General features: G+C 71.0%; 22 protein-coding genes and 1 tRNA gene. 12 read left to right on the top strand and 11 right to left on the bottom strand.

Annotated features, from left to right (window positions below; translation table 11 throughout):
• Positions 1-76: 76 nt before the first annotated feature.
• The 3 genes from ACZ5J1_RS00330 to ACZ5J1_RS00320 are packed head-to-tail and all read left to right on the top strand — an operon-like array spanning position 77 to position 4172.
• A complete protein-coding gene (locus tag ACZ5J1_RS00330) occupies positions 77-1255 on the top strand; it encodes a PucR family transcriptional regulator (RefSeq protein WP_464561515.1) in 1179 nt (392 codons plus the stop codon).
• A 7-nt stretch (positions 1256-1262) separates the two neighbouring features.
• Positions 1263-2705 (top strand): M1 family metallopeptidase, encoded by a 1443-nt coding sequence (locus tag ACZ5J1_RS00325; RefSeq protein WP_464561513.1) that lies wholly within the window; start codon positions 1263-1265, stop codon positions 2703-2705.
• A 9-nt stretch (positions 2706-2714) separates the two neighbouring features.
• Positions 2715-4172, top strand: coding sequence for a carboxyl transferase domain-containing protein (locus tag ACZ5J1_RS00320; protein WP_464561511.1), 1458 nt, complete (start codon positions 2715-2717; stop codon positions 4170-4172).
• 6 nt (positions 4173-4178) lie between these two features.
• Here the strand turns inward: ACZ5J1_RS00320 and ACZ5J1_RS00315 are convergent, their stop codons facing one another.
• Positions 4179-5168: a hypothetical protein gene (locus ACZ5J1_RS00315; RefSeq protein ID WP_464561509.1), complete on the bottom strand. Its 990-nt coding sequence runs from the start codon at positions 5166-5168 to the stop codon at positions 4179-4181.
• 70 nt (positions 5169-5238) lie between these two features.
• Here ACZ5J1_RS00315 and ACZ5J1_RS00310 point away from each other — a divergent pair, with 70 nt between their 5' ends.
• Together ACZ5J1_RS00310 and ACZ5J1_RS00305 are read left to right on the top strand one after the other, a co-directional pair.
• Positions 5239-5625, top strand: a complete 387-nt coding sequence (locus ACZ5J1_RS00310; RefSeq protein ID WP_464561507.1) for a phage holin family protein — start codon at positions 5239-5241, stop codon at positions 5623-5625.
• 38 nt (positions 5626-5663) lie between these two features.
• A complete protein-coding gene (locus ACZ5J1_RS00305; RefSeq protein ID WP_464561506.1) occupies positions 5664-5909 on the top strand; it encodes a hypothetical protein in 246 nt (81 codons plus the stop codon).
• An 18-nt stretch (positions 5910-5927) separates the two neighbouring features.
• On the opposite strand, the gene ACZ5J1_RS00300 is transcribed toward ACZ5J1_RS00305, so the two are convergent.
• Positions 5928-6749, bottom strand: coding sequence for an SGNH/GDSL hydrolase family protein (locus ACZ5J1_RS00300; RefSeq protein WP_464561504.1), 822 nt, complete (start codon positions 6747-6749; stop codon positions 5928-5930).
• A gap of 93 nt (positions 6750-6842) precedes the next feature.
• On the opposite strand from ACZ5J1_RS00300, the gene ACZ5J1_RS00295 reads away from it, so the two are divergent.
• From ACZ5J1_RS00295 to ACZ5J1_RS00285, 3 genes are read left to right on the top strand one after another with little or no spacing between them, the layout of a single operon-like run.
• The gene (locus ACZ5J1_RS00295; RefSeq protein WP_464561502.1) at positions 6843-8396 is read left to right on the top strand and encodes a glycosyltransferase family 2 protein; all 1554 of its coding nucleotides are present in this window, start codon (positions 6843-6845) and stop codon (positions 8394-8396) included.
• Positions 8393-9847 (top strand): acyltransferase family protein, encoded by a 1455-nt coding sequence (locus ACZ5J1_RS00290; RefSeq protein WP_464561500.1) that lies wholly within the window; start codon positions 8393-8395, stop codon positions 9845-9847. The genes ACZ5J1_RS00295 and ACZ5J1_RS00290 overlap by 4 nt, the downstream gene beginning before the upstream one ends.
• A complete protein-coding gene (locus ACZ5J1_RS00285; RefSeq protein ID WP_464561498.1) occupies positions 9844-10680 on the top strand; it encodes a hypothetical protein in 837 nt (278 codons plus the stop codon). Before ACZ5J1_RS00290 ends, ACZ5J1_RS00285 begins: the two co-directional genes overlap by 4 nt.
• On the opposite strand, the gene ACZ5J1_RS00280 is transcribed toward ACZ5J1_RS00285, so the two are convergent.
• The 3 genes from ACZ5J1_RS00280 to ACZ5J1_RS00270 form a co-directional block, all read right to left on the bottom strand.
• Entirely contained in the window at positions 10667-12088 is a 1422-nt protein-coding gene (locus tag ACZ5J1_RS00280) for a glycoside hydrolase family 30 protein (RefSeq protein WP_464561496.1), read from the bottom strand. The genes ACZ5J1_RS00285 and ACZ5J1_RS00280 overlap by 14 nt on opposite strands.
• Positions 12089-12181: 93 nt before the next feature.
• Complete coding sequence (locus tag ACZ5J1_RS00275) at positions 12182-13162, bottom strand: SGNH/GDSL hydrolase family protein (protein WP_464561494.1); 981 nt, start codon at positions 13160-13162, stop codon at positions 12182-12184.
• Positions 13163-13187: 25 nt separating this feature from the next.
• Positions 13188-13637, bottom strand: coding sequence for a hypothetical protein (locus ACZ5J1_RS00270; protein WP_464561492.1), 450 nt, complete (start codon positions 13635-13637; stop codon positions 13188-13190).
• 111 nt (positions 13638-13748) lie between these two features.
• Here ACZ5J1_RS00270 and ACZ5J1_RS00265 point away from each other — a divergent pair, with 111 nt between their 5' ends.
• The 4 genes from ACZ5J1_RS00265 to ACZ5J1_RS00250 all read left to right on the top strand — a co-directional run bounded on the left by ACZ5J1_RS00265 (position 13749) and on the right by ACZ5J1_RS00250 (position 17535).
• Entirely contained in the window at positions 13749-15347 is a 1599-nt protein-coding gene (locus tag ACZ5J1_RS00265) for a DUF1800 domain-containing protein (protein ID WP_464561490.1), read from the top strand.
• 12 nt (positions 15348-15359) lie between these two features.
• Positions 15360-16700, top strand: a complete 1341-nt coding sequence (locus tag ACZ5J1_RS00260; protein WP_464561489.1) for a DUF1501 domain-containing protein — start codon at positions 15360-15362, stop codon at positions 16698-16700.
• Between the two features lie 196 nt (positions 16701-16896).
• Positions 16897-17187 (top strand): hypothetical protein, encoded by a 291-nt coding sequence (locus ACZ5J1_RS00255; RefSeq protein WP_464561487.1) that lies wholly within the window; start codon positions 16897-16899, stop codon positions 17185-17187.
• Between the two features lie 132 nt (positions 17188-17319).
• Complete coding sequence (locus ACZ5J1_RS00250) at positions 17320-17535, top strand: hypothetical protein (protein ID WP_464561486.1); 216 nt, start codon at positions 17320-17322, stop codon at positions 17533-17535.
• Between the two features lie 14 nt (positions 17536-17549).
• On the opposite strand, the gene ACZ5J1_RS00245 is transcribed toward ACZ5J1_RS00250, so the two are convergent.
• The 6 genes from ACZ5J1_RS00245 to ACZ5J1_RS00220 form a co-directional block, all read right to left on the bottom strand.
• A complete protein-coding gene (locus ACZ5J1_RS00245) occupies positions 17550-18077 on the bottom strand; it encodes a hypothetical protein (RefSeq protein WP_464561484.1) in 528 nt (175 codons plus the stop codon).
• Positions 18074-20272: a DUF4394 domain-containing protein gene (locus tag ACZ5J1_RS00240; RefSeq protein ID WP_464561482.1), complete on the bottom strand. Its 2199-nt coding sequence runs from the start codon at positions 20270-20272 to the stop codon at positions 18074-18076. Before ACZ5J1_RS00240 ends, ACZ5J1_RS00245 begins: the two co-directional genes overlap by 4 nt.
• A 136-nt stretch (positions 20273-20408) precedes the next feature.
• Positions 20409-20495: transfer RNA gene (locus ACZ5J1_RS00235), tRNA-Ser, on the bottom strand.
• 43 nt (positions 20496-20538) lie between these two features.
• Complete coding sequence (locus tag ACZ5J1_RS00230) at positions 20539-21174, bottom strand: LutC/YkgG family protein (RefSeq protein ID WP_464561481.1); 636 nt, start codon at positions 21172-21174, stop codon at positions 20539-20541.
• Positions 21167-22621, bottom strand: coding sequence for a lactate utilization protein B (locus tag ACZ5J1_RS00225; RefSeq protein WP_464561480.1), 1455 nt, complete (start codon positions 22619-22621; stop codon positions 21167-21169). Before ACZ5J1_RS00225 ends, ACZ5J1_RS00230 begins: the two co-directional genes overlap by 8 nt.
• A complete protein-coding gene (locus tag ACZ5J1_RS00220) occupies positions 22618-23370 on the bottom strand; it encodes a (Fe-S)-binding protein (protein ID WP_464561478.1) in 753 nt (250 codons plus the stop codon). The genes ACZ5J1_RS00225 and ACZ5J1_RS00220 overlap by 4 nt, the downstream gene beginning before the upstream one ends.

Raw genomic sequence — 23370 nt, 5'->3', positions numbered from 1 at the left:
TGATCACCCGCCGGAATGGTTAAACTCATGTCCGTCAGACGTGAATATCGACCGCCTTTTTGTCCGGAGGGTACAAATGACCCGATCAGTCCCGCGGCGGAACGACTCCCCCGAGCTGGGTCTCACCCCTGAGGTGGTGGCCAGCCTGGAGGCGATCCTGCCGCGCGTCGGCGAGGACGTCGTCGCGGCCGTGATCGCCAACGTGCAGGCCTATCAGGACGCCTGGTCGCACGGGAACATGGCGCAGGTGATCAAGACCGCGGTCGAGGTCGCGCTCGCCGGCTTCATCACCGTCGCGGCCGGCGGGATCCAGGACCTCTCCAACGCCACCCCCGAAGCGGTCCGCGGGGCGTTCCAGCTCGGCCGCGGGGAGGCGCGCAGCGGACGTGCCCCCGAGGCACTGCTGGCCGCCTACCGGGTCGGGGCGCGCACGGCCTGGCGCGAGCTGTCGGCGACCGCGATCGACGCGGGCCTGCCGCCCGAGGCGCTGGTCGAGTTCGCCGCGCTCGTCTTCGCCTGGATCGACGAGATCTCCGGTGCCTCCGTCGCCGGCCACGCCTCCGAGCTGGCGTCGGCCGGCCGCGTCCGGCAGCGCCTGCTGGCGCGACTGGGTCAGCACCTGATCGAAGGCTCGACCGCCGAGGTCGTCGACGAGGCCGTCGAGCAGGCCGAGTGGACGCCCCCGACGACCCTGACAGCGACGCTCGTGCCGACCCCACAGGTCGGATCGGTGGTCGCCGCCCTCAGTCCGGCGACGCTCGTCATCGAGGGCCGCTCGGACCCGGACGGGATGACCGTGCTGCTGGTCCCCGACGTCGACGGCCACCGTCGCGGCGCCCTGATCAAGGTCGTCGAGGCCCGCGGCGCGGTGATCGGTCCGGCCAAGCCGTGGCGCGAGGTCGAGGCCTCCTTCGTCCGGGCACGCCGGCTGCACGAGAGCGGCCGGCTCGGCGATACCGAGCAGTTCCTGGTGCCGCTGGTCCTCGAGTCGGACCCGACCGCCCTGGCCGACCTGCGAGCGGCGGTGCTGGCTCCGCTCGACGAGATGCGAGCCGGCACCCGGGAGAAGCTGATCGAGACCCTGCGGTCGTGGCTGCGGCACCAGGGTCGCCGCGACGACGTCGCCGGCGAGCTCTTCGTCCACCCGCAGACCGTCCGCTACCGGATGGGCCAGCTGCGCGAGGCCTACGGGGACGGACTCGAGGACCCCGATCTGCTCGTGGCGCTCACCGTCGCCCTCGCCGGGACGGCATGATCGGAGGATGCACCGTCGGTCCAGCTCCACGGCGGCCTTGATCAGCCTGGCCGCAGCGCTGCTCGCGAGCGGGTGCAGCGGCACCGGGTCGAGCGACGGACCCACCGCCGAGCCGACCCCCGACCCCTACCGAGCGGCGGTGTCGATCCCGCAGACCGACACCGTCTACCCGACCCTCGGCGACCCCGGCATCGACGCCCTGCACTACGACCTGGACCTGACCTGGGACGGGACCACGCTCACCGGCACCGAGAAGCTCCGCTTCCGGGCCGCAGCCACCGCCTCGTCGGTGACCGTCGACCTGAGCGACGCCCTCACCGTCGAGGCCGTCAGCCTCGACGGGAAGCCGGCGGACCAGACCCACGCCTCCGGCGACCTCACCGTCACCGGCGACGTACGGAAGGGGGCGGAGCACACCCTGGAGGTGAGCTATCGCGGACCCGCCTCCCCCGTGGCCGACCCGTCCCACCGCGAGGACAGCGCCCCGCTCGGGATCACCCGGACCGAGGACGGCGGTCTGTGGACGATGCAGGAGCCGTACGGCGCCTCGACCTGGTACGCGGTCAACGACCAGCCCGCCGACAAGGCGTACTACGACGTCACCGTGCACGCCCCGGCCGGGATGGTCGGGATCAGCAACGGCGAGCTCCTCTCCCGCACCGACGACCCCGACGGGACGACCACCTCCTTCCGGGCGAGCGACCCGATGGCGTCGTACCTCTCGACGTTGGCGATCGGCGCCTACAGCGCGACCGACGACGTCGGCCACGACGGCACCCCGATCACTTACTGGGTGCCGAGCAGCGGCCTGCTCGGAACCCAGGCGGTGCCGATGCTCACCGACCTGAAGCAGACCCCCGATCTGCTGGCCTGGCTGGAGAAGCGACTCGGGCCGTACCCGTTCGAGACCCTGTCGATGGTGATCGTGCCGTCCGAGAGCGCGATGGAGACCCAGTCGACGCTGACGTTGGGCTACCTGCCGGAGGACCACGCCGCCGAGGTGCTGCTGCACGAGCTCGCCCACCAGTGGTACGGCGACCTGGTCACTCCCGCGGACTGGGCCGACGTCTGGATGAACGAGGGGATGGCGACGTACCTGCAGTCCAGCTGGCAGGACGAGACCTGGGGTCTGCCGGCCGGGGAGTCGCTCAGCGACGTCGCCCTCGGCGAGCGGCGCTCGCGCAAGGTGGCCGGGCCGCCGGGCGACTACAAGCCCGACCACTTCGCCGAGGACAACGTCTACTCCGGCCCGGCCCTGATGTGGGACGAGGTGCGCCAGGAGGTGGGCGACGAGACCTTCTGGCGGCTGGTGCGGGAGTGGCCCGACGCCCGAGCAGGGAGGAGCGTGACCCGGGCCGACTACGTGGACTGGCTCTCCACCGAGTCGGGGCACGACCTGGAGCCGTTGATCACCGCCTGGCTGATGAGTCCGACCACGCCGCGCCACTAGGGTTCCGCCATGGCCCGCCTCACCGCCCGCGACCTGATCGCGCTGGTCCTCGACCCGGGCTCCTGGGAGTCCTGGGACACGCCGCCGGCCCGCGACGGCATCGACCCGGCCTACGCCGCCGAGCTCGAGGCGGCCGAGGCGAAGGCCGGCACCGACGAAGCGGTGCTCACCGGATCGGGCCGGATCTGCGGCCACCGGGTGGCGATCCTGGTCAGCGAGTTCGGCTTCCTCGCCGGATCGATCGGCCGGGACGCCGCCGACCGGTTGGTCGGCGCGATCACCCGCGCCACCGCCGAGGGGCTGCCGCTGGTCGGCGCCCCCGCCTCGGGCGGCACCCGGATGCAGGAGGGCACGCCCGCGTTCGTGCAGATGGTGCGGATCGGGGAGGCGCTGCTGGCCCACAAGGCGGCCGGACTGCCCTACCTGGTCTACCTGCGCCACCCCACCACCGGCGGCGTGATGGCGACCTGGGGGTCGCTGGGGCACATCACGATCGCCGAACCCCGCGCCCTCGTGGGCTTCCTCGGCCCCAAGGTGGTCGAGCTGGTCACCGGTGCGGCCATGCCCCCGGAGACGCAGCAGGCCGAGAACCTCTCCTCCCACGGCATCATCGACGGCGTCGTCCTGCCGAGCGACCTGCGCGCGATCGCCGGCCAGGCGCTCGACCTGATCCTCGCCCCGCAGCACGGCCTGACTGCCCCCGCGGTGGAGGCCGGAGCCGTGGTCGAACGGGATGCCTGGGAGATCGTCCAGCGCACCCGCAACCCCGAGCGCCCCGGCATCCGGGAGATCCTGGACGGCACCGGCTACGTGCCGCTGCAGGGCACCACCCGCGGGGAACGGGACTCCGGCATCCTGCTGGGCCTGGCCCGGTTCGGGGCCGCCTCCTGCGTCGTCATCGCCCAGGACCGAGCGGCCCAGCGCAAGCGGCCCTTCGGCCCGGCCGGGCTGCGGATCGCGCAACGTGGAATCGCCCTGGCCGAGGGCCTCGGCCTGCCGCTGATCACCGTGATCGACACCCGTGGCGCGGCCCTCACCGCGGAGGCGGAGAACGGGGCGATGGCGGGAGAGATCGCGCGCACGTTGGCGGCCCTGGTCGCCGTACGCACGCCGACGATCTCGCTGATGCTCGGCGAGGGGAACGGCGGTGGGGCACTCGCGTTCCTGCCGGCCGACCGGATCCTGGCCGCCCAGCACGCCTGGCTCACCCCGCTGCCGCCCGAGGGTGCCTCGGCGATCGTGTACGGCGACACCGCGCACGCCCCCGACCTGGCCCGGTCCCAGCAGGTCCGCGCGATCGACCTCGCCGCCCGCGGTGTGGTCGACCGGCTGATCTCCGAGGAGCCCGACGCCGCCGAGGAGCCCGAGGCGTTCTGCACCCGCGTCCGGCTCACCCTCGAGTCGGAGCTGGTCGGGCTGCTCCACGCCGGCCCCGGCACGCCGGCCGATCGGGCCGCTCGATACTGAGCCTCGCTAGGAGCAGGCGAGGTAGGAGCGGGCGACCGTGACCCGCTTGCCCCTCTTGGGCGTGATCGTCGCGACCACCGCGGCCGCGTCGGCCGAGGGCACCGCGAACGTGAGGGTGCGTGGCCGGATCCTGCCGGTCAGCTTCGCGCGGCGCACGCCGTTGACCCGGATCTCGACCTTCTTGGCCTTGGCGACCGCCTTGGTCAGGGCGACCTTCACCGTGTTCGCCGCGCAGGAGCGGGCACCGGGGCTGGCGAACCGCTGACCGGTGCCGGTGATCGCGCTCGCCGCACCGACCGGGCGCAGCGTGATCCCGATCGACGCGGATCCGTTCACCCCACCCGAGCCCGGGAAGGCCTCGACGGTGGCGCTGGTCTCGAAGGCGACCGTGCCCTGGGGGACGAGGTACGTCGCCGTCACGGTGCCTCGCCCGGTGCCGCTGGCGAAGAACTGCCGCCCGGGCGGCCCGACGGCGACCTGGGCCGCCACGGCACCGGCCCCGGCCACGCTCACCGAGACCCACATCGGACCGGTGGTCACGAAGGAGCCGGAGGCGGTGCTGCCGACCGCGGCGTGCGCGCTGCACTGGGTCTCGGTGCGGCGGGCCACCGCCGAGGCGGCCAGCGAGGTGGTGAAGCGGACGCTTCCACCGGCCGCCGTGATCGGCGTGACGGTGGTCCGGGCCGACGCGGCCCCGGCCAGGGAGACCGTGTCCTCGGGGTCGGATCCGGTGGCGGTGGCGGTGCGCTGGTCGACTACGGAGACGGTCCGACCGTTGTCTGCCAGCGTCTTGCTCTCCCCCGCGGACGGGGCCGGGTCGACGGTGCAGCCGGTCGCGGGATCGTCGTCGTCGACGCTGTCGTCGTGCAGGTCCACCAGCGCGGTCAGCTCGGCGTCCGTGACGCTCGCGTGCGCGGGCGCCGGTGAGGCGAGCCCGGCCAGAGCGACCGAGACGACCGCGACGACGACCAGCGGGAGGCGGCGGACTAGCAGCATCGAGGATCTCTCTTCATCGGTGGACGTCGCCGAACGTACGTGGTCACCCATCGGCTGACAAACTGTGCAGGTGCGCTTTCTGGCCTGGCTCCTCACCAACGCCGTCGCGGTCGCCGTGGCCGCCTGGATCTTCGACGGGATCTGGTTCGACGGCCCGACCTCCGGCACCGAGGAGATCAAGCACAAGTTCATCCCGCTGCTGCTGGTCGCGCTGATCATGGGTTCGGTCAACGCGGTGGTCCGGCCGGTGATCACGCTGCTGTCGATCCCGTTCGTGATCGTGACGCTCGGCCTGTTCCTCTTCCTGATCAACGCCGCGATGCTGCAGTTCACCGACTGGCTGGCCGGGCTCTTCGGGATCGGGTTCCACGTCGACGGGTTCTGGACCGCGATCGGCGGCGCGATCGTGATCACCATCGTCACCTGGGCGATGGACCGGGTGCTCGCCGACAACTGAGTCGTAACCGTCGGTGCGCGTGCGTCGTTGAGGGGGATGTGAACGCACTCTCCCTCCTCATCCCGAGGCCGCATTCGTTCGCGGGGTCCAGCGAGAGAGCCGAGGAGGAGGACTTCAACATCCTCGTCGAGTCGATCGAGACGCTGCTGTTCACCTCCGCCGACCGCCCCGAAGCCCTCGACCGCGCCGTCCTCACGGCCTCGCTGGAGGAGCTGAAGGCGCGCTGGCCCGAGGCGTACGCCGAGTTCGCACCGCGGATCGCGGCACGACGCTCGGCGGAGTAAGCCTCAGTCGAGCAGGGCTCAGCCGAGCAGCTTCTCCAGCTGGTCGGCGACGTACTGCTGCTCGTCCTTGGTCGGGTGCAGCGGCTGAGCACCCTTGCCGTCGATGCCGCCGATCCACGGCTCCTTGGCGCACAGACCGTGCTTGGCGGTGGCCTTGAACAGGTCGATCGCGTCGACCTTCGCCGTGGCGGCCGCGTTCACGACGGCGTCGTTGAGCTGCCGGTTGATCTCGCGCGCGGCGGTGACGATCTCCTTCGGGACCGGGAGCGCGTCGCAGGGCGCGGAGGCCGAGATCATGGTCGGGTAACCGACCAGGACGACCCGCGCCTCGGGGGCCTTCTGCTGGATCCGGGCGACCAGGCCGGCGATGCGGGCGGGCAGCACCGCGAGCACCTCCTGGACGTGGGCGATCTTGGCGGTGCAGGTCGCGGCGCCCTTGTTGCACTCCCCGGCCAGGCCGATCAGGTCGAGGTCGTTGCCCCCGATGCCGACCGTGACCAGGTCCGCGTCGGCGGTGACGGCGTCGAGCTGCGGCGGAAGCACCTCGCCGGTCGTCTGCTGGCCCTCGATCAGGTCGTCGATGGTGGCGCCGGAGCAGCTCACGTCGGTCACGTCGGAGTCGGTCTGACGGGCGAAGAGCTTCGGGTAGTTCGCCTTCGAGCGGCCGCAGTCGCCGCTGCCGAAGGACGGTTCCACGCCCGGAGCGGCGGTGTAGGAGTCACCCAGGGCGACGTAGTCGGTGAACAGCGGAGCCGCCGAGGAGTCGTCATTTCCGCACCCCGTCAGCGTGGCCGACGCGATCACGATGAGCGTTGCCGCGGTCCAGCCCCTGATGCGCATGGGGCGATTATGGGTGATAACCGAATCTGCCGTGGCGCGTTGTAGTGGTGAATCGGGATCAGGTCCCGATGTGCCTCACCAGAAGGACACACCATGACGCCCCGCCACTCAGCACGATTCGACACCCTGCACTTCGAGACCCCGACCGACGCCGCGCGCCCGCGGACCGACCGGTGGCACCGTCGCCGTCATCCGTGGCTGCTCGCGCTGCGCGCCCGCTACATGGCGACCTCACGGCGCACCCAGATGGTGATCGACCTGTGCCTGCACATCGCGCTGCCGTTCGTGGCCGGTCTGGTGCTCTACATCCCCCTGGTCTTCATCGCACCGAACCTGCTCTCGGCCTGGTACGTCGTCCTCGTCCTCGCCCTGCTCGCGACCGCGCTGATCATCGCGATGGAGTGTGCTCAGGCGATGGTGATGGCCCAACCCCCGATCGACGACCTGCCGAGCGAGCAGCTGCCGCGGATGGGGATCATCGTGGCCGCCCACCTGGCCAACGAGGCCGAGACGATCATGGAGTCGCTGCACCACCACCTGACCCTGGACTACCCGGCGAACAAGCTGATCGTGGTGCTGGCCTACAACAGTGCCGAGACCCTCCCGATCGAGGCGGACCTCAACCGGCTCGCCGCCGAGGACCCGCGCTTCGTCGCGCTGCGGGTGGCCGGCTCCACCTCGAAGGCCGAGAACATCAACGCCGCCCTGGACTACCTCGCCGAGGGAGTCGACGTGGTCGGCCTCTTCGACGCCGACCACCACCCCCACCCGACGGTCGCCCGCCGTGCCGCCCGGTGGCTCTCGGACGCGGCCGGCAAGAAGCGGGTCGACGTCGTCCAGGGCCAGTGCGTGATCCGGAACGTGGACGAGACGTTCGTGAGCCGGACCGTGGCCGCCGAGTTCGCCACCATCTACGCGGTCTCGCACCCGGGGCGGACCTCGCTGCACGGCTTCGGCATCTTCGGCGGCAGCAACGGGTTCTGGCGCAGCGAGGTGCTGGACGCCCTCGGCATGGACACCTACATGCTGACCGAGGACATCGACGTCACCTCCCGCGCGCTGCTGGAGGGCCGCCGGATCGCGACCGACCCGGGCATCGTCTCCACCGAGCTGGCGCCGGAGACCTGGACCGCGCTGTGGCGTCAGCGGATGCGCTGGTCGCAGGGCTGGTGGGAGGTCACCCAGCGTCACACCCGGGCCCTGCTGACCTCCGACGTCCTGACCACCCAGCAGAAGCGTGGCGTCGGCGTGCTCTACGTCTGGCGCGTGCTGCACCCGTGGATCGCCACCCAGATGTGGCCGTTGATGGCGACCCTGCTGGTCTTCGGGACGCGCCGCCACATGGCGTGGGGCGTGCCGATCTTCGTGCTCACCACGGTCATCACGCTCGGCATCCCGGTGATGCAGGCGGCCCTGGCGCGGCGCCTCTCCCCTCCCGGCGTCCGGGAGAACCGCAAGCTCTTCGTCCGCTACGGGTTCGTCAGCATCCTGTTCTACTCCGAGTTCCGCGCGATCGTGAACCGGGCCGCCGTGGTGCGTGACTTCGTCGGGGTGCACATCTGGAACGTGACCCCGCGCGGTCGGCACCACGCCGCCCCGGCCGCCCCCGCCGCGACGCCCGCCGAGTCCCTGGCGGCCGCGTCATGAGCACCGCCACCGCACCGGCCCCGGTGGCCGCCGCCCCGGCCGCCCAGCCCACCACGACGAAGCGGCGCCCCGGCGGTCCGACCCTGACCGGCCTCAACGGGTGGCGAGCCTTCGCCGCCCTGAGCGTGATCGCGGCCCACGTGTGGGCCTCGATGGACCTCGACGGCGACGGCTTCGGCCCGGGCACGCACTACGAGCCGCTGATGTGGGTGATGCAGAACCTGGACATCGTCCTGGACCTGTTCTTCGTCCTGTCCGGCATGCTGATCTGGCTGCCGTTCGCCGCCGCGATCCTGAGCGACCGCGCCCCGGCGCCGCTCGGCGGAGTCTTCTTCGTCCGACGGATCAGCCGGTTCCTGCCGCTCTACATCATGGTCGTGCTCTTCTCCTGGGCGCTGCACAACTACAACGTCGCCAAGGCCGACTGGCTCGACCTCGCCGAGCACCTCACCCTCACGCAGTCCCTGGACACCAAGCGGATCTTCTACACCGTCGGGCCGGCTTGGACGATGTCGGTCGAGTGGTTCTTCTACCTCGGCTGCGCCTTCCTGGCGCCGGGGTTCGTCCGGCTGATCCGCCGCGTCGGGACGACCGCCGGCAGCCGCGCACTGCTCTTCTTCCTCGGCACCCTGCCGATCTTCCTCGGCTCGATCGCCTTCAAGGCGTACGTCGCCGGCGCCGACATCCCGGTGACCGAGTGGGCCTGGCGGTTCGGCCCGGCGTCCAAGGCCGACATCTTCATCCTCGGGATGTGGACCGGGACGCTGCTCGTCGCGCTCGGGGGACGCAAGCTGCCCTGGTACGTGCTGCCGGCGCTGGTGACGATCGCGGTCTGGGCGTACTCGTTCGTGATCGTGCCGGGCAACGTCGCGGTCGACCACAACCTGCACCACGAGGTCATCCGCCACACGATCGCCTCGGCCGGCTTCTGCCTGATCATGTTCGGGCTGACCACCAGCCGGTGGCAGACACCGGCACGGCTGATCGACAACCGGATCTTCCTGCCGATCAGCATCCTGGCCTACAGCATCTACATCCTGCACGAGGGCCTGATCAACTTCACCCTCCACGTCGGGATCTTCAGCCACGCCCAGAACGTCAACGCGTACCTGTTCAACCTCACCGTCGTGCTGCTGATCACCCTCCCGGTGGCCTGGTTCTTCTACAAGACGATCGAGGTCCCGTGGGGTCGCCTGGGTGCCCTGCTCGACGGCAGGGGTCACAAGAAGGAGCTCTACCCGCACCTGGTCTCCTCGGCCGCGACCGAGGACACCCTGCGGTTGGACTCGCACCTGACGAACCACCGCCGCCGGGCGGGCAAGCACTTCGGACCCAACCAGATCGCCACCGGCGTGGCGGAGCGGCTCGACGCCGGGGCCGCCTCGCCCGCCGTCGTACCCGCTGCCGAGAACACCGCAGAGAACGCTGCCGAGAACGGGGTCAGGGCATGAGCACGATCACCGAGCAGCCCCGCACCGAGGCGCCGGCGGCGCCGGAGCGCCCCCGTCAGAAGCGGGGCACGGTCCGCCTCGTCGCCTGGATCGTGGCAGCGGTCGTCCTGGCCGGAGGCCTGACCGCGTGGGGGGTTCGGGCCCACCGGAACTCCCCCGAGTTCTACCCGGCGCACCAGGTCGACAAGGTCGACGCGGTCGCCTTCCTCCAGCGCGGCTTCGCCGACCTCACCAGCGCGGCGCTGATCATCCAGGTCGGGAGCGGCGACGCGACCGTGAACCTCGAGGGCGCGGAGGACTGGTCACAGCCCGAGCGTCGTGCGGCGTTCCGGGTCAGCGCAGCCGGGGTGCCGACCGACGTCGTGATCCGCGTGATCGGTCAGGACGCCTGGGTGCGGATCGGCACCCAGGGCCGGTGGGCGCACCAGGACCTCACCGCCCAGCCCTCCGGCGAGGTCGAGACCGTGATCTCCCAGATCGCCCACGGGACGGACCTGCGTCACCTGTTCGCCTCCAAGCTGCTCAAGCCGAGCGAGCTCCGGTTCAAGGGCTGGTCGATCGTCAACGGCGAGTACGGCGGCGTCTTCAACCTGACCGTCAACGCTGCCGCCCTGCGCGCGGCGGTGCCGGGGTTCCTCGCCGCCGACGACACCCGGACCCGGATCCCGGCGCAGGTCATGATCGACGAGCAGAACCGGTTCAGCGGGTTCCAGATCAAGGCCAACGGCACCTCCGTCGGCGCGACGATCATCCGCCGCAACCCTGAGGTCAAGGTCGCCAAGCCGGCCGGACGGACCGTCCCGACGAGTCAGCTAGAGCTCAACGCCAGGTGACGGTGCTGAGCGACCCGGCGGCGAGCACCAGGTTCAACGCCCGACCGCCCTCCTGGATCGCGACCTGCTTGGTCGAGCTGTTGTAGTTCGCCAGCACCATCACTCGGCCCCCGTTGGGGTTGACGAAGGCGACGTTCTCGACCCGGTCGGTGCTCTGCTTGGTCTGCAGCACCTTCGCGCCGGGCGAGACGAACTGGGAGACGTGGCCCAGGACCGCGTAGTCGGCGTTCTTGGTGACGCTGCTGCCCTCGATCTGGAGGACGCCGTTGCAGCGGGTGCCGCACGCCCCGTAGTGGGGCCCGCCGGATCCGTTGAGCGCGAGGTTCCAGAGCATCAGGCTCTCCGACCCGTTGCGGATGCTCGCCATGATCAGGTTCTTGCTCTGCCAGCCGAGGGTGTCGGCGAAGGTGTTGCCGCCGGCTCCGAGGAAGGAGACGGAGTCGGTGCCGGTGCACTCGGTCTGCCGGACCCGCTTGCCGAGCTTGGCGATCGCCGCGGTCGCGACCGCCGGGTCACCCGCGTAGCAGTGGAACGCCGCCCCGACGACCCGCGGGACGTCGGCGACCTTGGTCAGCACGCTCACCGCCTGGGCGAAGCCGCTCCAGTTGTGGTCGTAGGCCCACAGCTTGGTGGGCAGGTTCAGCTCGGTGAGCTTGGCGTCGGTGGCGCGCAGCACGGCTGCCTGCTGGTCGACCGAGAGCCTCATCGACGGGTAGCTGGTCTCGAGCCCGGGCTCGTTGCCGATCGTCATGTCGGCCAACGGGACACCCTCGGCCGCGTAGGCACTGGCGACCGTGGCCAGGTAGGTGGCGTAGGCGTCGACCTGGTCGTCGGCCAACGTCCCTCCGGCCAGACGGGCCGGGTACTTCATCCGTGCCGGGGCCGACCACGGCGTGCCCATCACGCTCAGCGCGGGGTTGTACTGCTTGGCCTGGCGGACCAGGGGGAGGACGCCCGTCCGGTCGGTCCCGAGGTCGAAGGCGCCGGCGGTGTCCTCGTAGGTGGTGAAGGAGTCGTCGGTGACGAAGTCGGAGGAGCCGAGCGGCTGACGCAGCAGGTTCAGACGCAGGCCGTTCGCGCCGAAGAGGCCGGCCATCACCTTGGCGCGGGCGTCGGCCGGGAGCGCCGAGATCAGGGCTGCCGAGGTCTCCGTCATCGACGCACCGACACCGGCGAAGGTCTGGGCGGTCTTGGACGGGTCGACGGCGATCACCTGACCGCGCGGGATGAGCGACGTCACCTGGGAGCCGGTCGACGCCAGGATCTTGGAGCCGTTGGACGTGGTCGTCCAGACGCTGCCGACGCTGAGCAGGTTGAGCGCGGAGCTGTTGGCAGGCACGAACAGCACCGCGACGAGCGCGAGCACGGTCGCGGGCAGGAGCATGCCGCGACGAAGATGAATCCCCATGATGACCTTCTGATCGACGTAAGGGTTCCAGTCTACGGGCAAGTAACTTCGCAGCGCGCAGCCGCACGGGTGGATACCCGTGGCCCTTTCGAGCTATTTCGACTCGGAATCCGGCTCCGGATCGGCGCTGCTGGCCTCGTCGGAGGGCTGATCGCTCGGATCCGGGGTGGGGTCGATCGTCGGCGTGTCGCTGGGGGTCGGCGTCGGGGTCGGGCTGGGCGTCGTCTGCCCGAGTGCCCGGACGGCGGCCAGTCGACGCAGCGCGGAGGCGATCGCACGCTGCTCGGCCGCCTCGGGGTGGAACCGCTTCGTCCAGGCGGTGGTCCGGTCGGAGATCCAGGGCGCGTCCGAGCACAACCCGTGTCCGACGGTGGCGGCCCGGACGTCGAGGAAGGTCGTCCCGGACTCGCGGGCGGCCCGCCGCTGGACCCGGCCGAGGGCCCTCAGCGCGTTGGCGGCGGCCGTCATCGTCCGGGCCGGTACGGCGCCGCAGCGGCGTCCCGGATGCAGGATCTCGGGGTAGCCGACCACGACGACGGTGGCCCGTGGCGCGCGAGCGCGGACGGTCCGCAGCACGCCGAGCAGCCGCTTCCGCACTGCGGGCAGGCCCGCACGCAGGGTCGCGATCCGCTTCCGGCAGGCCGCCTCCGTGCGGGTGCAGGCCGAGACCAGTCCGATGATGTCGACGTCGTTGCCGCCGATGCCCACCGTGACCAGCCGCGCCCGGGAGGTGACCGCGGCCAGCTGCGCCGCGACACCCGCCTTCTGCGCCCGCCGCAGGTCCCGGATCCGGGCGCTGCCGCAGCTGACGTCGACCAGGTGCAGGCCGACCTCGGCCGCGACCAGGTGCGGGTAGTTCTGGTCGGTCCGACGGCAGGCGGTGCTGATCGTCGTCCCCACCCGCGGGGCTCCGGTGTAGGAGTCGCCCAACGCGACATAGGTGGGCCCCGCGACGGTCTCGGCCGCCTGCCGGATCACCGGCAGGGTCGACGTACCGGAGGAGCCGCAGCCCGTCAGGGACGCCGTCACGGTCGCCATGAGGGCCGCCAGCAGGGCAGTCACTCGGCGTCGCACGGGGAGATCTTCCCGCATCAGCGGCTCAGGCGCCGGGAACCAGCGGTTTCTCGAAGCCGTACGTGTAGTCGCCTTGCACGAGGCTCACCTTGAGCGTCGCCCCGACGGACGTGCTGCCCGCGCAGCTCACGTCGTACCTCACCTGCTCCGGCGTGACACCGGCCAGCTCGGCCGGCACCTGGTCCAGCGGGGTCGAGATACAGCCAGCCTCGTTGCCCGATGCCTCACGGAGCGTGAACGAGGCACCGGCGGGAGCCGTGATGTCGAGCTCGATCGGGGCCGTCCTCGTCACCGAGTTCACCTCGATCAGGTCGGCGCTCAGCGTTCGCTCGGCCGACGGCGTCGCCTCGCCGGGACGCGAGGCCGACGTCGGCACCGGTTCCTCCTCGCTGGAGCAGCCTCCGGCGAGCACGGCCGGGACGACCACCCCGAGGCCGAGGAGAAGCAAGCGCAGGAAGCGGGGAGCACAGGTCACGCCCCGCAACCTAGCGCGGACCGGGGTCCCTCAGTTCGGTGACCGATCGGCCGATTGCCAGGGCCTACGGCACCGAGTGACGATGTGGCCCACTCGGGAGGGAGGTGCGCGATGGTGTCGTGGTTGGCGACGGCGAAGAAGGTCAAGAAGCGCACCGCCAAGCGCAAGAAGCGGCGCAAGAAGAAGAAGCACCACGCGGTCAAGCCGATCCCGAAGGTCACTCCCCCGAAGCCCGCGCCGAAGCCCACCCCGAAGCCGGTCGTCGAGCCGGTCGCTGCGGTGATGCACCTGGCCGACCGGTTCACCGGCGGCTACACGCCGGCCCAGGCCCAGCAGATCGCGGCAGCCGGCGGGACCACCGCGTGGTTCGCCGCCCAGCTCGCACCCGCGGGGGTGCCGGAGAACGCACTGGTCGCCGGACTGAGCTCCTGGTACCCGCTGCTGGCCCACACCCCCGCTCAACGGTTCGCCTCCGAACGCGCCTCGGGGCCGGGTTCGTGGGAGTACGGCATCGCGCTCGGCAACGCGGCGCTGCTGCGCCGGATCTACACCCACCGGCCGGTGCTGGAGGCGATGACCGAGTTCTGGTCCGACCACCTCCACATCCCGTTGGGCTCCGACGGTTGGTACTGGCGCCAGGACTACGACGCCCTGATCCGGGCGCGCGCACTGGGGAAGTTCAGCGACCTGCTGATCGCCGCCACCCTGAGCCCGGCGATGCTCGCCTACCTCGACTCGGCCACCTCGACCGCGACCAAGGTCAACGAGAACCACGCCCGCGAGCTGCTCGAGCTGCACACCCTCGGCGTCGGCTTCTACTCCGAGGCCGACGTGAAGGCGACCGCCAAGCTGTTGTCGGGATGGACGGTCGACCCGTGGGCCAAGCCGCCGCAGTGGGAGGCGTGGTTCGACCCGAAGCGGCACAACACCAGCCCGGTCAGCGTGGCCGGGTTCGTCTCCGACGGCGACGGCGCCAACGGGCAGACCGCGCGGAACTTCCTCGCCCACCTCGCCCGGCACCCCAACACCGCGCGCCGACTGATGACCAAGCTCGCCACCCGGTTCGTCTCCGACACCCCGAGCGCCGCACTGATCTCCACCCTGTCGACGGCCTACCTCGCCGCGGACACCGACATCCGACCCGTGCTGAAGACACTGATCGCCCACCCGGAGTTCAAGGGAGCGGCTCGGCAGAAGGTCCGCACCGAGCAGTCCGACTTCGTCGCAGCGATGCGGCTGCTGCGCGCCACCGTGAAGAAGCCGGTCGCCGACGACGACGCGGCGAACACGTTGGTCTACGCCTACAGCGCACCGCCGCCGTACCACTGGCCGCGGCCCGACGGTCGACCCGACACCGCGGCCGCCTACTCCTCGGCCGGGCGGATGCTGAACAGCTTCAACATGCACGCCAACCTGATCGGCGGGTGGTGGCCGAGCGGCAACGTCACCTACCTCAAGCCGGTCGACTTCGCGCCGACCTTCACCCAACCCACGACCGTCGCGGCCTACGCCACCCACCTGCACCGGGCGCTGTACGGCGCGGCGACGACACCGTCGGCGGCGACCGTGACGGCCGTGGCGGAGGCGATCGGGATGCAGCCGGCCACCGTGGTCGCCCCCGGCAGCTGGGAGGCCAAGGCGCTCGGCACCTGGCTGGGCAGCCGGGCGCTGGCCATCCTCCTCGACCACCCGAACCACCTCACCCACTGAGCCGGACTGACCATGACGACGCCAGAGACCCCCACCGACGCTTCCTGCACCGAGTGCGACCAGATCGCCCGGGGCGGACTGTCGCGCCGCGGGTTCCTCGCCGCCACCGGCCTCACCGCCGGGGCGGCCACCCTGACGACCATGTTCGGGGACACGATCCGCAACGTCGCGTACGCCGGAGAGGCCGCCGTACCCGGGACGCAGAACATCGTCGTGGTGCTCTCCCTGCGCGGTGCGATCGACGGTCTCGGGGTTGTCGTGCCGCACGGGGAGGCGCAGTACTACGCCTCCCGGCCGGTGATCGCGGTGCCGAAGAGTCGACTGCTGGTCGCCGACGAGATGTTCGGCCTGCACCCGGCACTGGCACCACTGACGAAGTACTGGAACGCCGGCACGTTCGGCACCGTGCACGCCACCGGGATGGCCCGCCCCAACCGATCGCACTTCGCGGCGATGGAGGAGATCGAGGACGCCGACCCCGACTCCAGCATCCGGCAGGGCTGGGTGAACCGGCTGATCGGCCTCAACACCACCTCGAGCCCGTTCGAGGCGGTCCACCTCACCTCCAGCTCGACCCCCACCTTGATCGCGGGGCCGCAGCCCGCCCTGGCGACCACCAGCCTGAGCGACCTCCACCTCGCTGGCGCGAACCCGGAGTACGACGACCCCGAGTGGCGCGCTCGGCGACGGAACTCGCTCGCGCAGGTGTGGGGCGAAGCGGCGGCGGGCAGCCCGGCGGCCAACCTCGGCCGCGGCGTGACCAGTGCGATCGACGTCTCCACCCGGCTGGAGTCCTTCACCGGCGACGAACCGCACCACGCCGCCGTCTACCCGACGACCTGGCCGGGCCGTGACCTCGGCGAGGCGCTCAAGGACACCGCGACGCTGATCCGAGCCGAGCTGCCGATCACCGCGATCACCCTCGACTACGGACCGTGGGACTACCACGTCAACTACGGCACCCTCGACGGCGGACAGATGACGTCGAACCTGTCCGCGCTGGCGACGTGCCTGGACGCCTTCATGACCGATCTCGGACCGGACGCCTCGAGGGTGACCGTGGTGACGATCAGCGAGTTCGGTCGCCGGATCGGCGAGAACTCGGCACACGGCCTCGACCACGGCTGGGGCAACGTGATGATGCTGCTCGGCGCGGGCATCAAGGGTGGGACGTTCCACGGCTCGTGGCCCGGCCTGGACGGCTCGGCCTCCTCCCTCACCGACGACGACCTGGCCGTGACGACCGACTACCGCGACGTGCTTTCGGAGGTGCTGGGCAACCGGTTCCCGGAGCTGTCGACGCGCGAGGTGTTCCCCGGGTTCGTCCCGAACCCGATCGGCGTCACCCTCTAGCGCCCCGACGGCGCCACCAGGACAATCCAGCCATGTCCGACGCCATCCGCGCACGTTCCGCTGTCGGCGGCTACGCAGTGATGCTGCTGCTCGGGGTGGCCGGCTGGTCTCGGCGCCGCGCCGCGCCGGCCAGCTGATCCGCGAGATCCCCTGGCTCACGCACCTGACGGTCGGCGGCGCTGTCGTCGTGTGGGCGGTGTGGAGCCAGATCGACGAGATGGGGCTGACCGACTCCATGGCGGACACCGATCGGGACCTCTTCGGCGGTATCAGCCTCTTCATCCCCCTCGGCCTCTTCCTGCTCGCCGCCGTCGCAACGTCGCCGATCGCGGGCGGGTCCGACCCGATCACCCGAGCCGAGCTCCGGAGCGCGGCAACCAGCCTCCTCGTCCTGCTGGCCGGGTCGGTCGTCCTGCTTCTCGCCGGCGTGCTCGCCCACACGATCGATTCGGACAAGCCCCGCTCCCGTGCTCGACGGGTCAGCTGACGCGGAGGCTGATGCTCCAACCCCACATGTGCGGGGTGAGAGCGGGTCGGGCCCTGGCTCGCACCGCTCCAACCGCGCAGGTGCGGGGTTGGAACGATTGCCCGGCACGCGCGCTGCCGACAGGATGACGTCATGCCCACCTCCGGCCGGATCGTCACCGCAGGTCTCGCGCTCGTCTTCGGGCTGATCGCCGCGTTCGTGCTGCTCGCGCTCGGCGTCATTCTGCTGCTGACCGTCGGGTACGGCGGATGGTCAGCCGCTCTGTCCTGGATCGGCCTGGCTCTCCTGGTCGTGCTCGGGATCGTCGGGCTCCGCCGCTGGCGCGATGCCGACCTGCGCGACAGCTGACCTGACGTCGGCGTCTACTTGAGGTCGTCGGGGACCGGGATGTCTTCTTCCGCACAGATGGACTTCGCGTACGTCACGTAGCGAGCGCGGGCCACCGGATCGCTGAGGTCGAGCCTGGCCCTGGATGCCTCGTTCTGCTCCGACGCGGGGGCGGTCAGCTTCTTGATCGCGCTCCTGCACTCGGAGCGCTGATCCTCGTGAAGCCCGTTGATGACGTGGGCGACCTCATCGGCAACCTCCGGGAACTTCGCCAGGCACGTCGCGTCGTCGGCATGCACCAGGTAACCGCCGGTCGGCATCTCAAAGACCACCCGGTTCTCGTCCAGGAGGCTCATGTTGTACTCGTACCTCCGGGTGAAGACTGGGCCGAGCTCCTCGCAGGTGCCGTAGTCGGGGGCAACATCCTGATCGGCGGATGCCGACGGCGTCGCCGGGCTCGAGACGGGGTCCGTCCCGACGTCAGCGGCCACTGTCTCGGAACCAGCCGAGCAGCCGCTCGCGAGGAGCAGAACCGCGCACGCCGCACCGAGGGCGAGTCTCACAGCTTGCTCTTCTTGATGGTCAGCGCGAACGAGACGGTTCTGGTCGTCGCGTTGGCGCCGCCGGGGTAGGCGATCGCGACGGTGGTCTTGACCTTGCCCTTCTTCTTCACGAACTTCTTGCCCGCCTTGGTGAGCTTCACCGTGAGCCGGGTCGACTTCCCCTTCGCCACCTTGACCGTGGCCTGGCCGAGCACCTTGCCCTTCGACTTGCCGGTGGCGACGGTGACCTTCACCGTCGCCGTGCAGGTGCTGGCGGTGAAGGCGGCCGGACACTTCAGCACCTGGCCAGTGTCGACGGTGGCCTTGACCTGCTTGGCCGCGGCGGCCTTGGACAGCGTCGCCGGGGCCTTGGCGGGCGGGCTGACCACAGGCGGCGCCTGCGCGTGGCCGACCGCGATGCTCCGGACGGCGGTGGCCCCCGTGCCGATGGCGCCGAGCGAGGTGACCTTCGCCGACCCGAGGTCGACGGAGTAGAGGCCGGTCACACCGGCGACGACGAACGTGGCGAAGCCTGCACCGGACGCCACCGGGTTCGAGGCTGTCACCTTCACCTCCCGCGGAATGTCGAAGGCCAGGATCCCCGCCACGTCGAGCGCCGCTCCCCCACGGGTGAGGGGGAACCTCGTCGTGACCGTCCCACTGTTCGGTGCGTTGACGATGACGAGCTGGTTGGCAGCCGGGTCGACGCCGTAGAGCGTCCGGACACCACCTGTGAGGGGTTGTCCGTAGCTGTTGGTGTACGCGACGCCGGCCAGGCCGGTCGAGCCCGCTGCGAGGCCGGTGATGTTCAGGTCCGGGTTGTTGCCCGTCACCAAGGGCTGACCGTCGAGCGCGGCACCGATCGACGGGAGGATCCGGAAGTTGAGTCCCGTACCGGTCGCGACCCGGATCCGATCCGTGGCCGGGTCGAAGTCCATGCCGTAGCCGGTCGTGACCGGGTCGGGAAGGTCGAGCGGCGTGGTCCCGTTCGTCGTGTACGCGACCTGGGTGGGGGACCCGATCGCCGTCGCCCCGCCCGTCTGCGGGTCGAGGAGGTAGAGCGTTCCCGTGTCGTTGCTGGCATTGATGCCCAGCGCGTAGAGCTGACCGGTGGCCGGACGCCAGGCCAGCGCGACCAGGGACTCCCCGACCACGGGGAGCGCGCCGATCGCCTGGGTCGTCACCGTCCCGGGCGCGTTGCTGGCGAACCGCTGGAGGAAACCGTCCGCGCTGAGCGCGACGATCGGACGACCGGACGTGGCGGCCTCACGCTGCAGGGCCAGACCTTGGATCGCTGCCGACCCGGTGCCGATCGGGCCGAGGTACGTCGCCTGAGCGTTGACCAGGTTGATCCGGTAGAGGCCGGTGGTGCCGCCGACGGAGAGCGTCGCGTATCCGGACCCCGAGGCGACGGCGGCGCTGCTGGCCGGCGCGTTGACGGAGTCGTCGATGTCGAACCCGGTCGCCGAGGTGAAGTCGATCGGGCTCCCTCCGAGGGTCACCTGCATCGCCTGCGTCTGGGTCCCGGCGTTGGGCGGGTTCTGGATGAAGAGGCTGTTGGTGGCCGCGTCCAACGTGTAGAGCGTCGTGATCGCCGTGTTGGCACGGTTGTTGGTGTACGCGGCGGCGTCGACCGTGGTCGTCCCGCCGTTCGTCGCCCCGTCGGGGTTCGTTCCGGTCACGACGCCGCCACCGTTGTTCCCGTCGACCGCGGTGCCGGTGTTGGGGTTGACCCGGAAGTTCAGCGATCCGGCAGAAACGCGGAGGCGGTCGGCTGCCGGGTTGACGTCGACCCCGTACCCGACGGCCGCCGGGTCGGGCAGGTCGACCGGTGTCGATCCGTCGGTGGTGAGGGCGATCAGCCCCGCGCTGCCCACCGCCGTCGCGTATCCGGTCTCGGGCGCGAGGTTGTAGAGCGTGGCGGTGTCGGTGGCCGCGTTGACCCCGACGCCGTACAGGAAGCCGTTCTGGGGGCGCACGTCGATCCCGACCAGCGTCTCCGAGGCGTTGACCCCGGTCAGGGCTGTGGTCTTCGTGACCGACGGCTTGGCCGGGTCGAACGACAGCAGGTTGGTGCCGGAGAGGGCGTAGGCCACGGTCGACGCCGCTGCGTGGGCCGGCACGCTCAGCCCGGCGACCGCCAGCCCGCCGAGGCCGAGTGCGGTCGCAGCCGCGAGCGCGAAGGAACGGTGAGCACGACGTGATGACTGAGCCATGGCTACTCCTTGAGGGCTACCCCATGCGGTCAGGACCGGACGTTCGGACCTGATCCTGCTGGCGCCCGCTCACCACCGCAAGGGCGGAAATGCGAGAAGCCCCCGGGAGCTTTCGCTCGCCGGGGGCTTCCTAGCGCGGTGCTGAAGGGATTTGAACCCTTGGTGGGCTTGCACCCACAAACGCTTTCGAGGCGTTCTCCTTAGGCCGCTCGGACACAGCACCGTGGGGAACCCTACCGGAGCGCATCCGCCGGTCAGAAATCGGCTCAGCCCACCAGCAGGACGATGAGGGTGCGGGGTCCGTGGACTCCCTCGACACGGTCCAGCTCGATGTCGCTGGTCGCCGAGGGACCACTGATCCAGGTCTGCGGGCGAGCGGGGTCGAGCTGCTCCACCGCATCGGGTACGTCGACCACGACCTGCTCCGCGCGGACGATGCAGACGTGGACGTCGGGCACCAACGAGATCGCGCGGCGGCCCTGGTTCGCCTGGTGGTCGAGCACGATCGTGCCGGTCTCGGCGATGCCGACGGCCGCCTCGGTCACCACGACCTCGATCAGGTCCAGCTCACGCGCGGTGAGGGAGCCGTCATCGACGACCGCCCCGGGCACCGCGAGGTTGAGACCGGGCGGGACGATCCGGGCGCCGCGGGCCTCGAGCAGGCCCGCGACCGTCGACTCCAGGTCGTTCGGGGCGACCCGGATGACCTCGGCGCGGTAGTCGACGACCCGCTCGACGAAGAGCTCGAGCACGTCGTCGGGGGCGGGCCGGCGGGGCGCGGGCGGGACCGGCGCGATGGTCTCGGGGTCGACGTCACCCAGGGCCGCCCGGATGCGGTCGAGGATCGGCGTGCGCGACGCGACCCTCGGCTGGGTGGCGGCCACGGGCGATCGGTCAGTCATGGTGTCCTCCATCGGTCCGCTTCCACCAGCTCCGGAACGACTCGCTCGGCGCGGCCGGCAGGTCACGGGCGCCGGACCACGGTGCGAACCGCTTCCCGGCGCGCATCCCGACCCGGGTGAACCTCTCGGCGAACCCGAGCCGCTTGCCCTTGCTGAAGGTCGCAGCCGCGCCCTTCATCGCGATCGCCTCGGGCTTGGGTATCCCACCGCGGTGAGCGTCGACGACCTGCGAGCGCAGCTCGACCAGCACCGAGGGGATGTCGATCCGGACGGGGCAGACCTCGAAGCAGGCCCCGCACAGCGAGGAGGCGTAGGGCAGCGAGTCGACCTGGTCGTCGACCCCGGTGCCCTTGAGCAACGGGTTGAGGATCGCGCCGATCGGGCCGGGGTAGACCGAGCCGTAGGCGTGCCCGCCGGTGCGTTCGTAGACCGGGCAGACGTTGAGACAGGCCGAGCAGCGGATGCAGCGCAGCGCCTGGCGTCCGACCTGGTCGGCCAGCGCCCGGGTGCGGCCGTTGTCGAGCAGGACGACGTGCACCTCCTGCGGCCCGTCACCGGGCGTGATGCCGGACCAGGTCGAGGTGTACGGGTTCATCCGCTCGCCGGTCGAGGAGCGCGGCAGCAGGCGGAGCAGCGGGTCGAGCTCGGCCCAGTCGGAGACGACCTTCTCGATGCCGACCACCGAGATCAGCACCTCGGGCAGGGTCAGGCACATCCGGCCGTTGCCCTCGGACTCCACGACGACGAGCGTCCCGGACTCGGCGACGGCGAAGTTCGCGCCGGAGACGCCGACCTTGGCGCGCAGGAACTTCTCCCGCAGGTGCTCGCGGGCGGCTCCCGCCAGGACGGCGGGCTCGTCGGTGAGGTCGTCGGGCGCGGGCCGGCCGACCTGCCCCATCGCGCGCAGGAAGATCTCCCGGATCTCGGCCCGGTTGCGGTGGATCGCGGGCACCAGGATGTGGGAGGGCAGGTCGTCGCCGAGCTGCACGATCAGCTCGGCCAGGTCGGTCTCCCAGGCGGCGATGCCCTCGGCGGCGAGCGCCTCGTTGAGCCCGATCTCCTGGGTCACCATCGACTTCACCTTCACCACCTCGTCGGCGCCGTGCGCCTTCGTGATGTCGGCGACGATCCGGTTGGCCTCGGCCGCGTCGGTGGCCCAGTGCACCACTGCACCGTTGGCGGTCAGGCTGGCCTCGAGCCGCTCGAGCTGGTCGGCCAGGCGCAGCAGCGCGGCCTCCTTGACCCCGGCCCCGGCGAGCCGCAGCTCCTCCCAAGCGTCTTCGCTCCCACGATCCGTGGAGGTCGCGTTCACCTCGTCGACCAGCCGCGCGCGCTTGGCCCGGATGGTGCCGGTGGCATGGGCGAGGTTGTGCCGCAGCTGGGCGTCCTCGAGGGCCCGCGCGGCCGCGGTCGGGAACGGGGGCATGCCGACGAAGGTGCCGCTCATGCGGTCGCTCCTTCGGTGGAGGCGAGGATCTCGGCCAGGTGGACGGGGCGGACGCCGGCCCGCTGCCGCGTCATCAGCCCGCCGATGTGCATCAGGCAGGAGTTGTCGCCCGCGGTGAGCACCTCGGCCTTGGTCGAGCAGACGTTGCGCACCTTGTCGGTGCCCATCGCGATCGAGGTGTCGGAGTTCTTCACCGCGAACGTCCCACCGAAGCCGCAGCACTGGTCGGCGCCGGGCAGCTCGAGCAGGGTCATCCCGCGCACCTCGCGCAGCAGCTGCAGCGGCCGCTCCCCCACCCCGAGCATCCGCAGTGAGTGACACGTCGGGTGGTAGGTCACGGTGTGCGGGTAGTACGCGCCGACGTCGGTCACGCCGAGGACGTCGACCAGGAACTCGCTCAGCTCGTAGACCCGCGGCGACACCTCGGCCACCGCGGCCTCGAGACCGGCGTCGCCGGAGCGGCGCGCGACGATCCCGTGCTGGTGCCGGGCGGACCCGGCACACGAACCGGACGGAGTGACGATGGCGTCGTACCCGGCGAAGGCGTCGACGAAGTTCCGCACCACCGGCACGGCCTCGTCGAGGTAGCCGGTGTTGACCATCGGCTGGGCGCAGCAGGTCTGCGCGGCCGGGAAGTCCACGTCGACGCCGAGGCGCTCCAGCAGTCGTACGACGGCCTTCCCGGTCTCGGGATAGAGCGCATCGTTGATGCACGTCACCATCAGTGCGACCCGCAGGCGGGTGGTCAT

The organism is Nocardioides sp. JCM 18999, from assembly GCF_055391175.1.
Note: the sequence above shows the minus strand (reverse complement) of the source record. Positions and strands in the feature narration are given on the sequence as shown.

Bases quoted from the DNA above. Each gene is read 5' to 3' on its own strand.
- ACZ5J1_RS00330 (WP_464561515.1), top strand. From the start codon at position 77: ATGACCCGATCAGTCCCGCGGCGGAACGACTCCCCCGAGCTGGGTCTC.
- ACZ5J1_RS00325 (WP_464561513.1), top strand. From the start codon at position 1,263: ATGCACCGTCGGTCCAGCTCCACGGCGGCCTTGATCAGCCTGGCCGCA.
- ACZ5J1_RS00320 (WP_464561511.1), top strand. From the start codon at position 2,715: ATGGCCCGCCTCACCGCCCGCGACCTGATCGCGCTGGTCCTCGACCCG.
- ACZ5J1_RS00315 (WP_464561509.1), bottom strand. From the start codon at position 5,168: ATGCTGCTAGTCCGCCGCCTCCCGCTGGTCGTCGTCGCGGTCGTCTCG.
- ACZ5J1_RS00300 (WP_464561504.1), bottom strand. From the start codon at position 6,749: ATGCGCATCAGGGGCTGGACCGCGGCAACGCTCATCGTGATCGCGTCG.
- ACZ5J1_RS00295 (WP_464561502.1), top strand. From the start codon at position 6,843: ATGACGCCCCGCCACTCAGCACGATTCGACACCCTGCACTTCGAGACC.
- ACZ5J1_RS00290 (WP_464561500.1), top strand. From the start codon at position 8,393: ATGAGCACCGCCACCGCACCGGCCCCGGTGGCCGCCGCCCCGGCCGCC.
- ACZ5J1_RS00285 (WP_464561498.1), top strand. From the start codon at position 9,844: ATGAGCACGATCACCGAGCAGCCCCGCACCGAGGCGCCGGCGGCGCCG.
- ACZ5J1_RS00280 (WP_464561496.1), bottom strand. From the start codon at position 12,088: ATGGGGATTCATCTTCGTCGCGGCATGCTCCTGCCCGCGACCGTGCTC.
- ACZ5J1_RS00265 (WP_464561490.1), top strand. From the start codon at position 13,749: ATGGTGTCGTGGTTGGCGACGGCGAAGAAGGTCAAGAAGCGCACCGCC.
- ACZ5J1_RS00260 (WP_464561489.1), top strand. From the start codon at position 15,360: ATGACGACGCCAGAGACCCCCACCGACGCTTCCTGCACCGAGTGCGAC.
- ACZ5J1_RS00250 (WP_464561486.1), top strand. From the start codon at position 17,320: ATGCCCACCTCCGGCCGGATCGTCACCGCAGGTCTCGCGCTCGTCTTC.
- ACZ5J1_RS00240 (WP_464561482.1), bottom strand. From the start codon at position 20,272: ATGGCTCAGTCATCACGTCGTGCTCACCGTTCCTTCGCGCTCGCGGCT.
- ACZ5J1_RS00230 (WP_464561481.1), bottom strand. From the start codon at position 21,174: ATGACTGACCGATCGCCCGTGGCCGCCACCCAGCCGAGGGTCGCGTCG.
- ACZ5J1_RS00225 (WP_464561480.1), bottom strand. From the start codon at position 22,621: ATGAGCGGCACCTTCGTCGGCATGCCCCCGTTCCCGACCGCGGCCGCG.
- ACZ5J1_RS00220 (WP_464561478.1), bottom strand. From the start codon at position 23,370: ATGACCACCCGCCTGCGGGTCGCACTGATGGTGACGTGCATCAACGAT.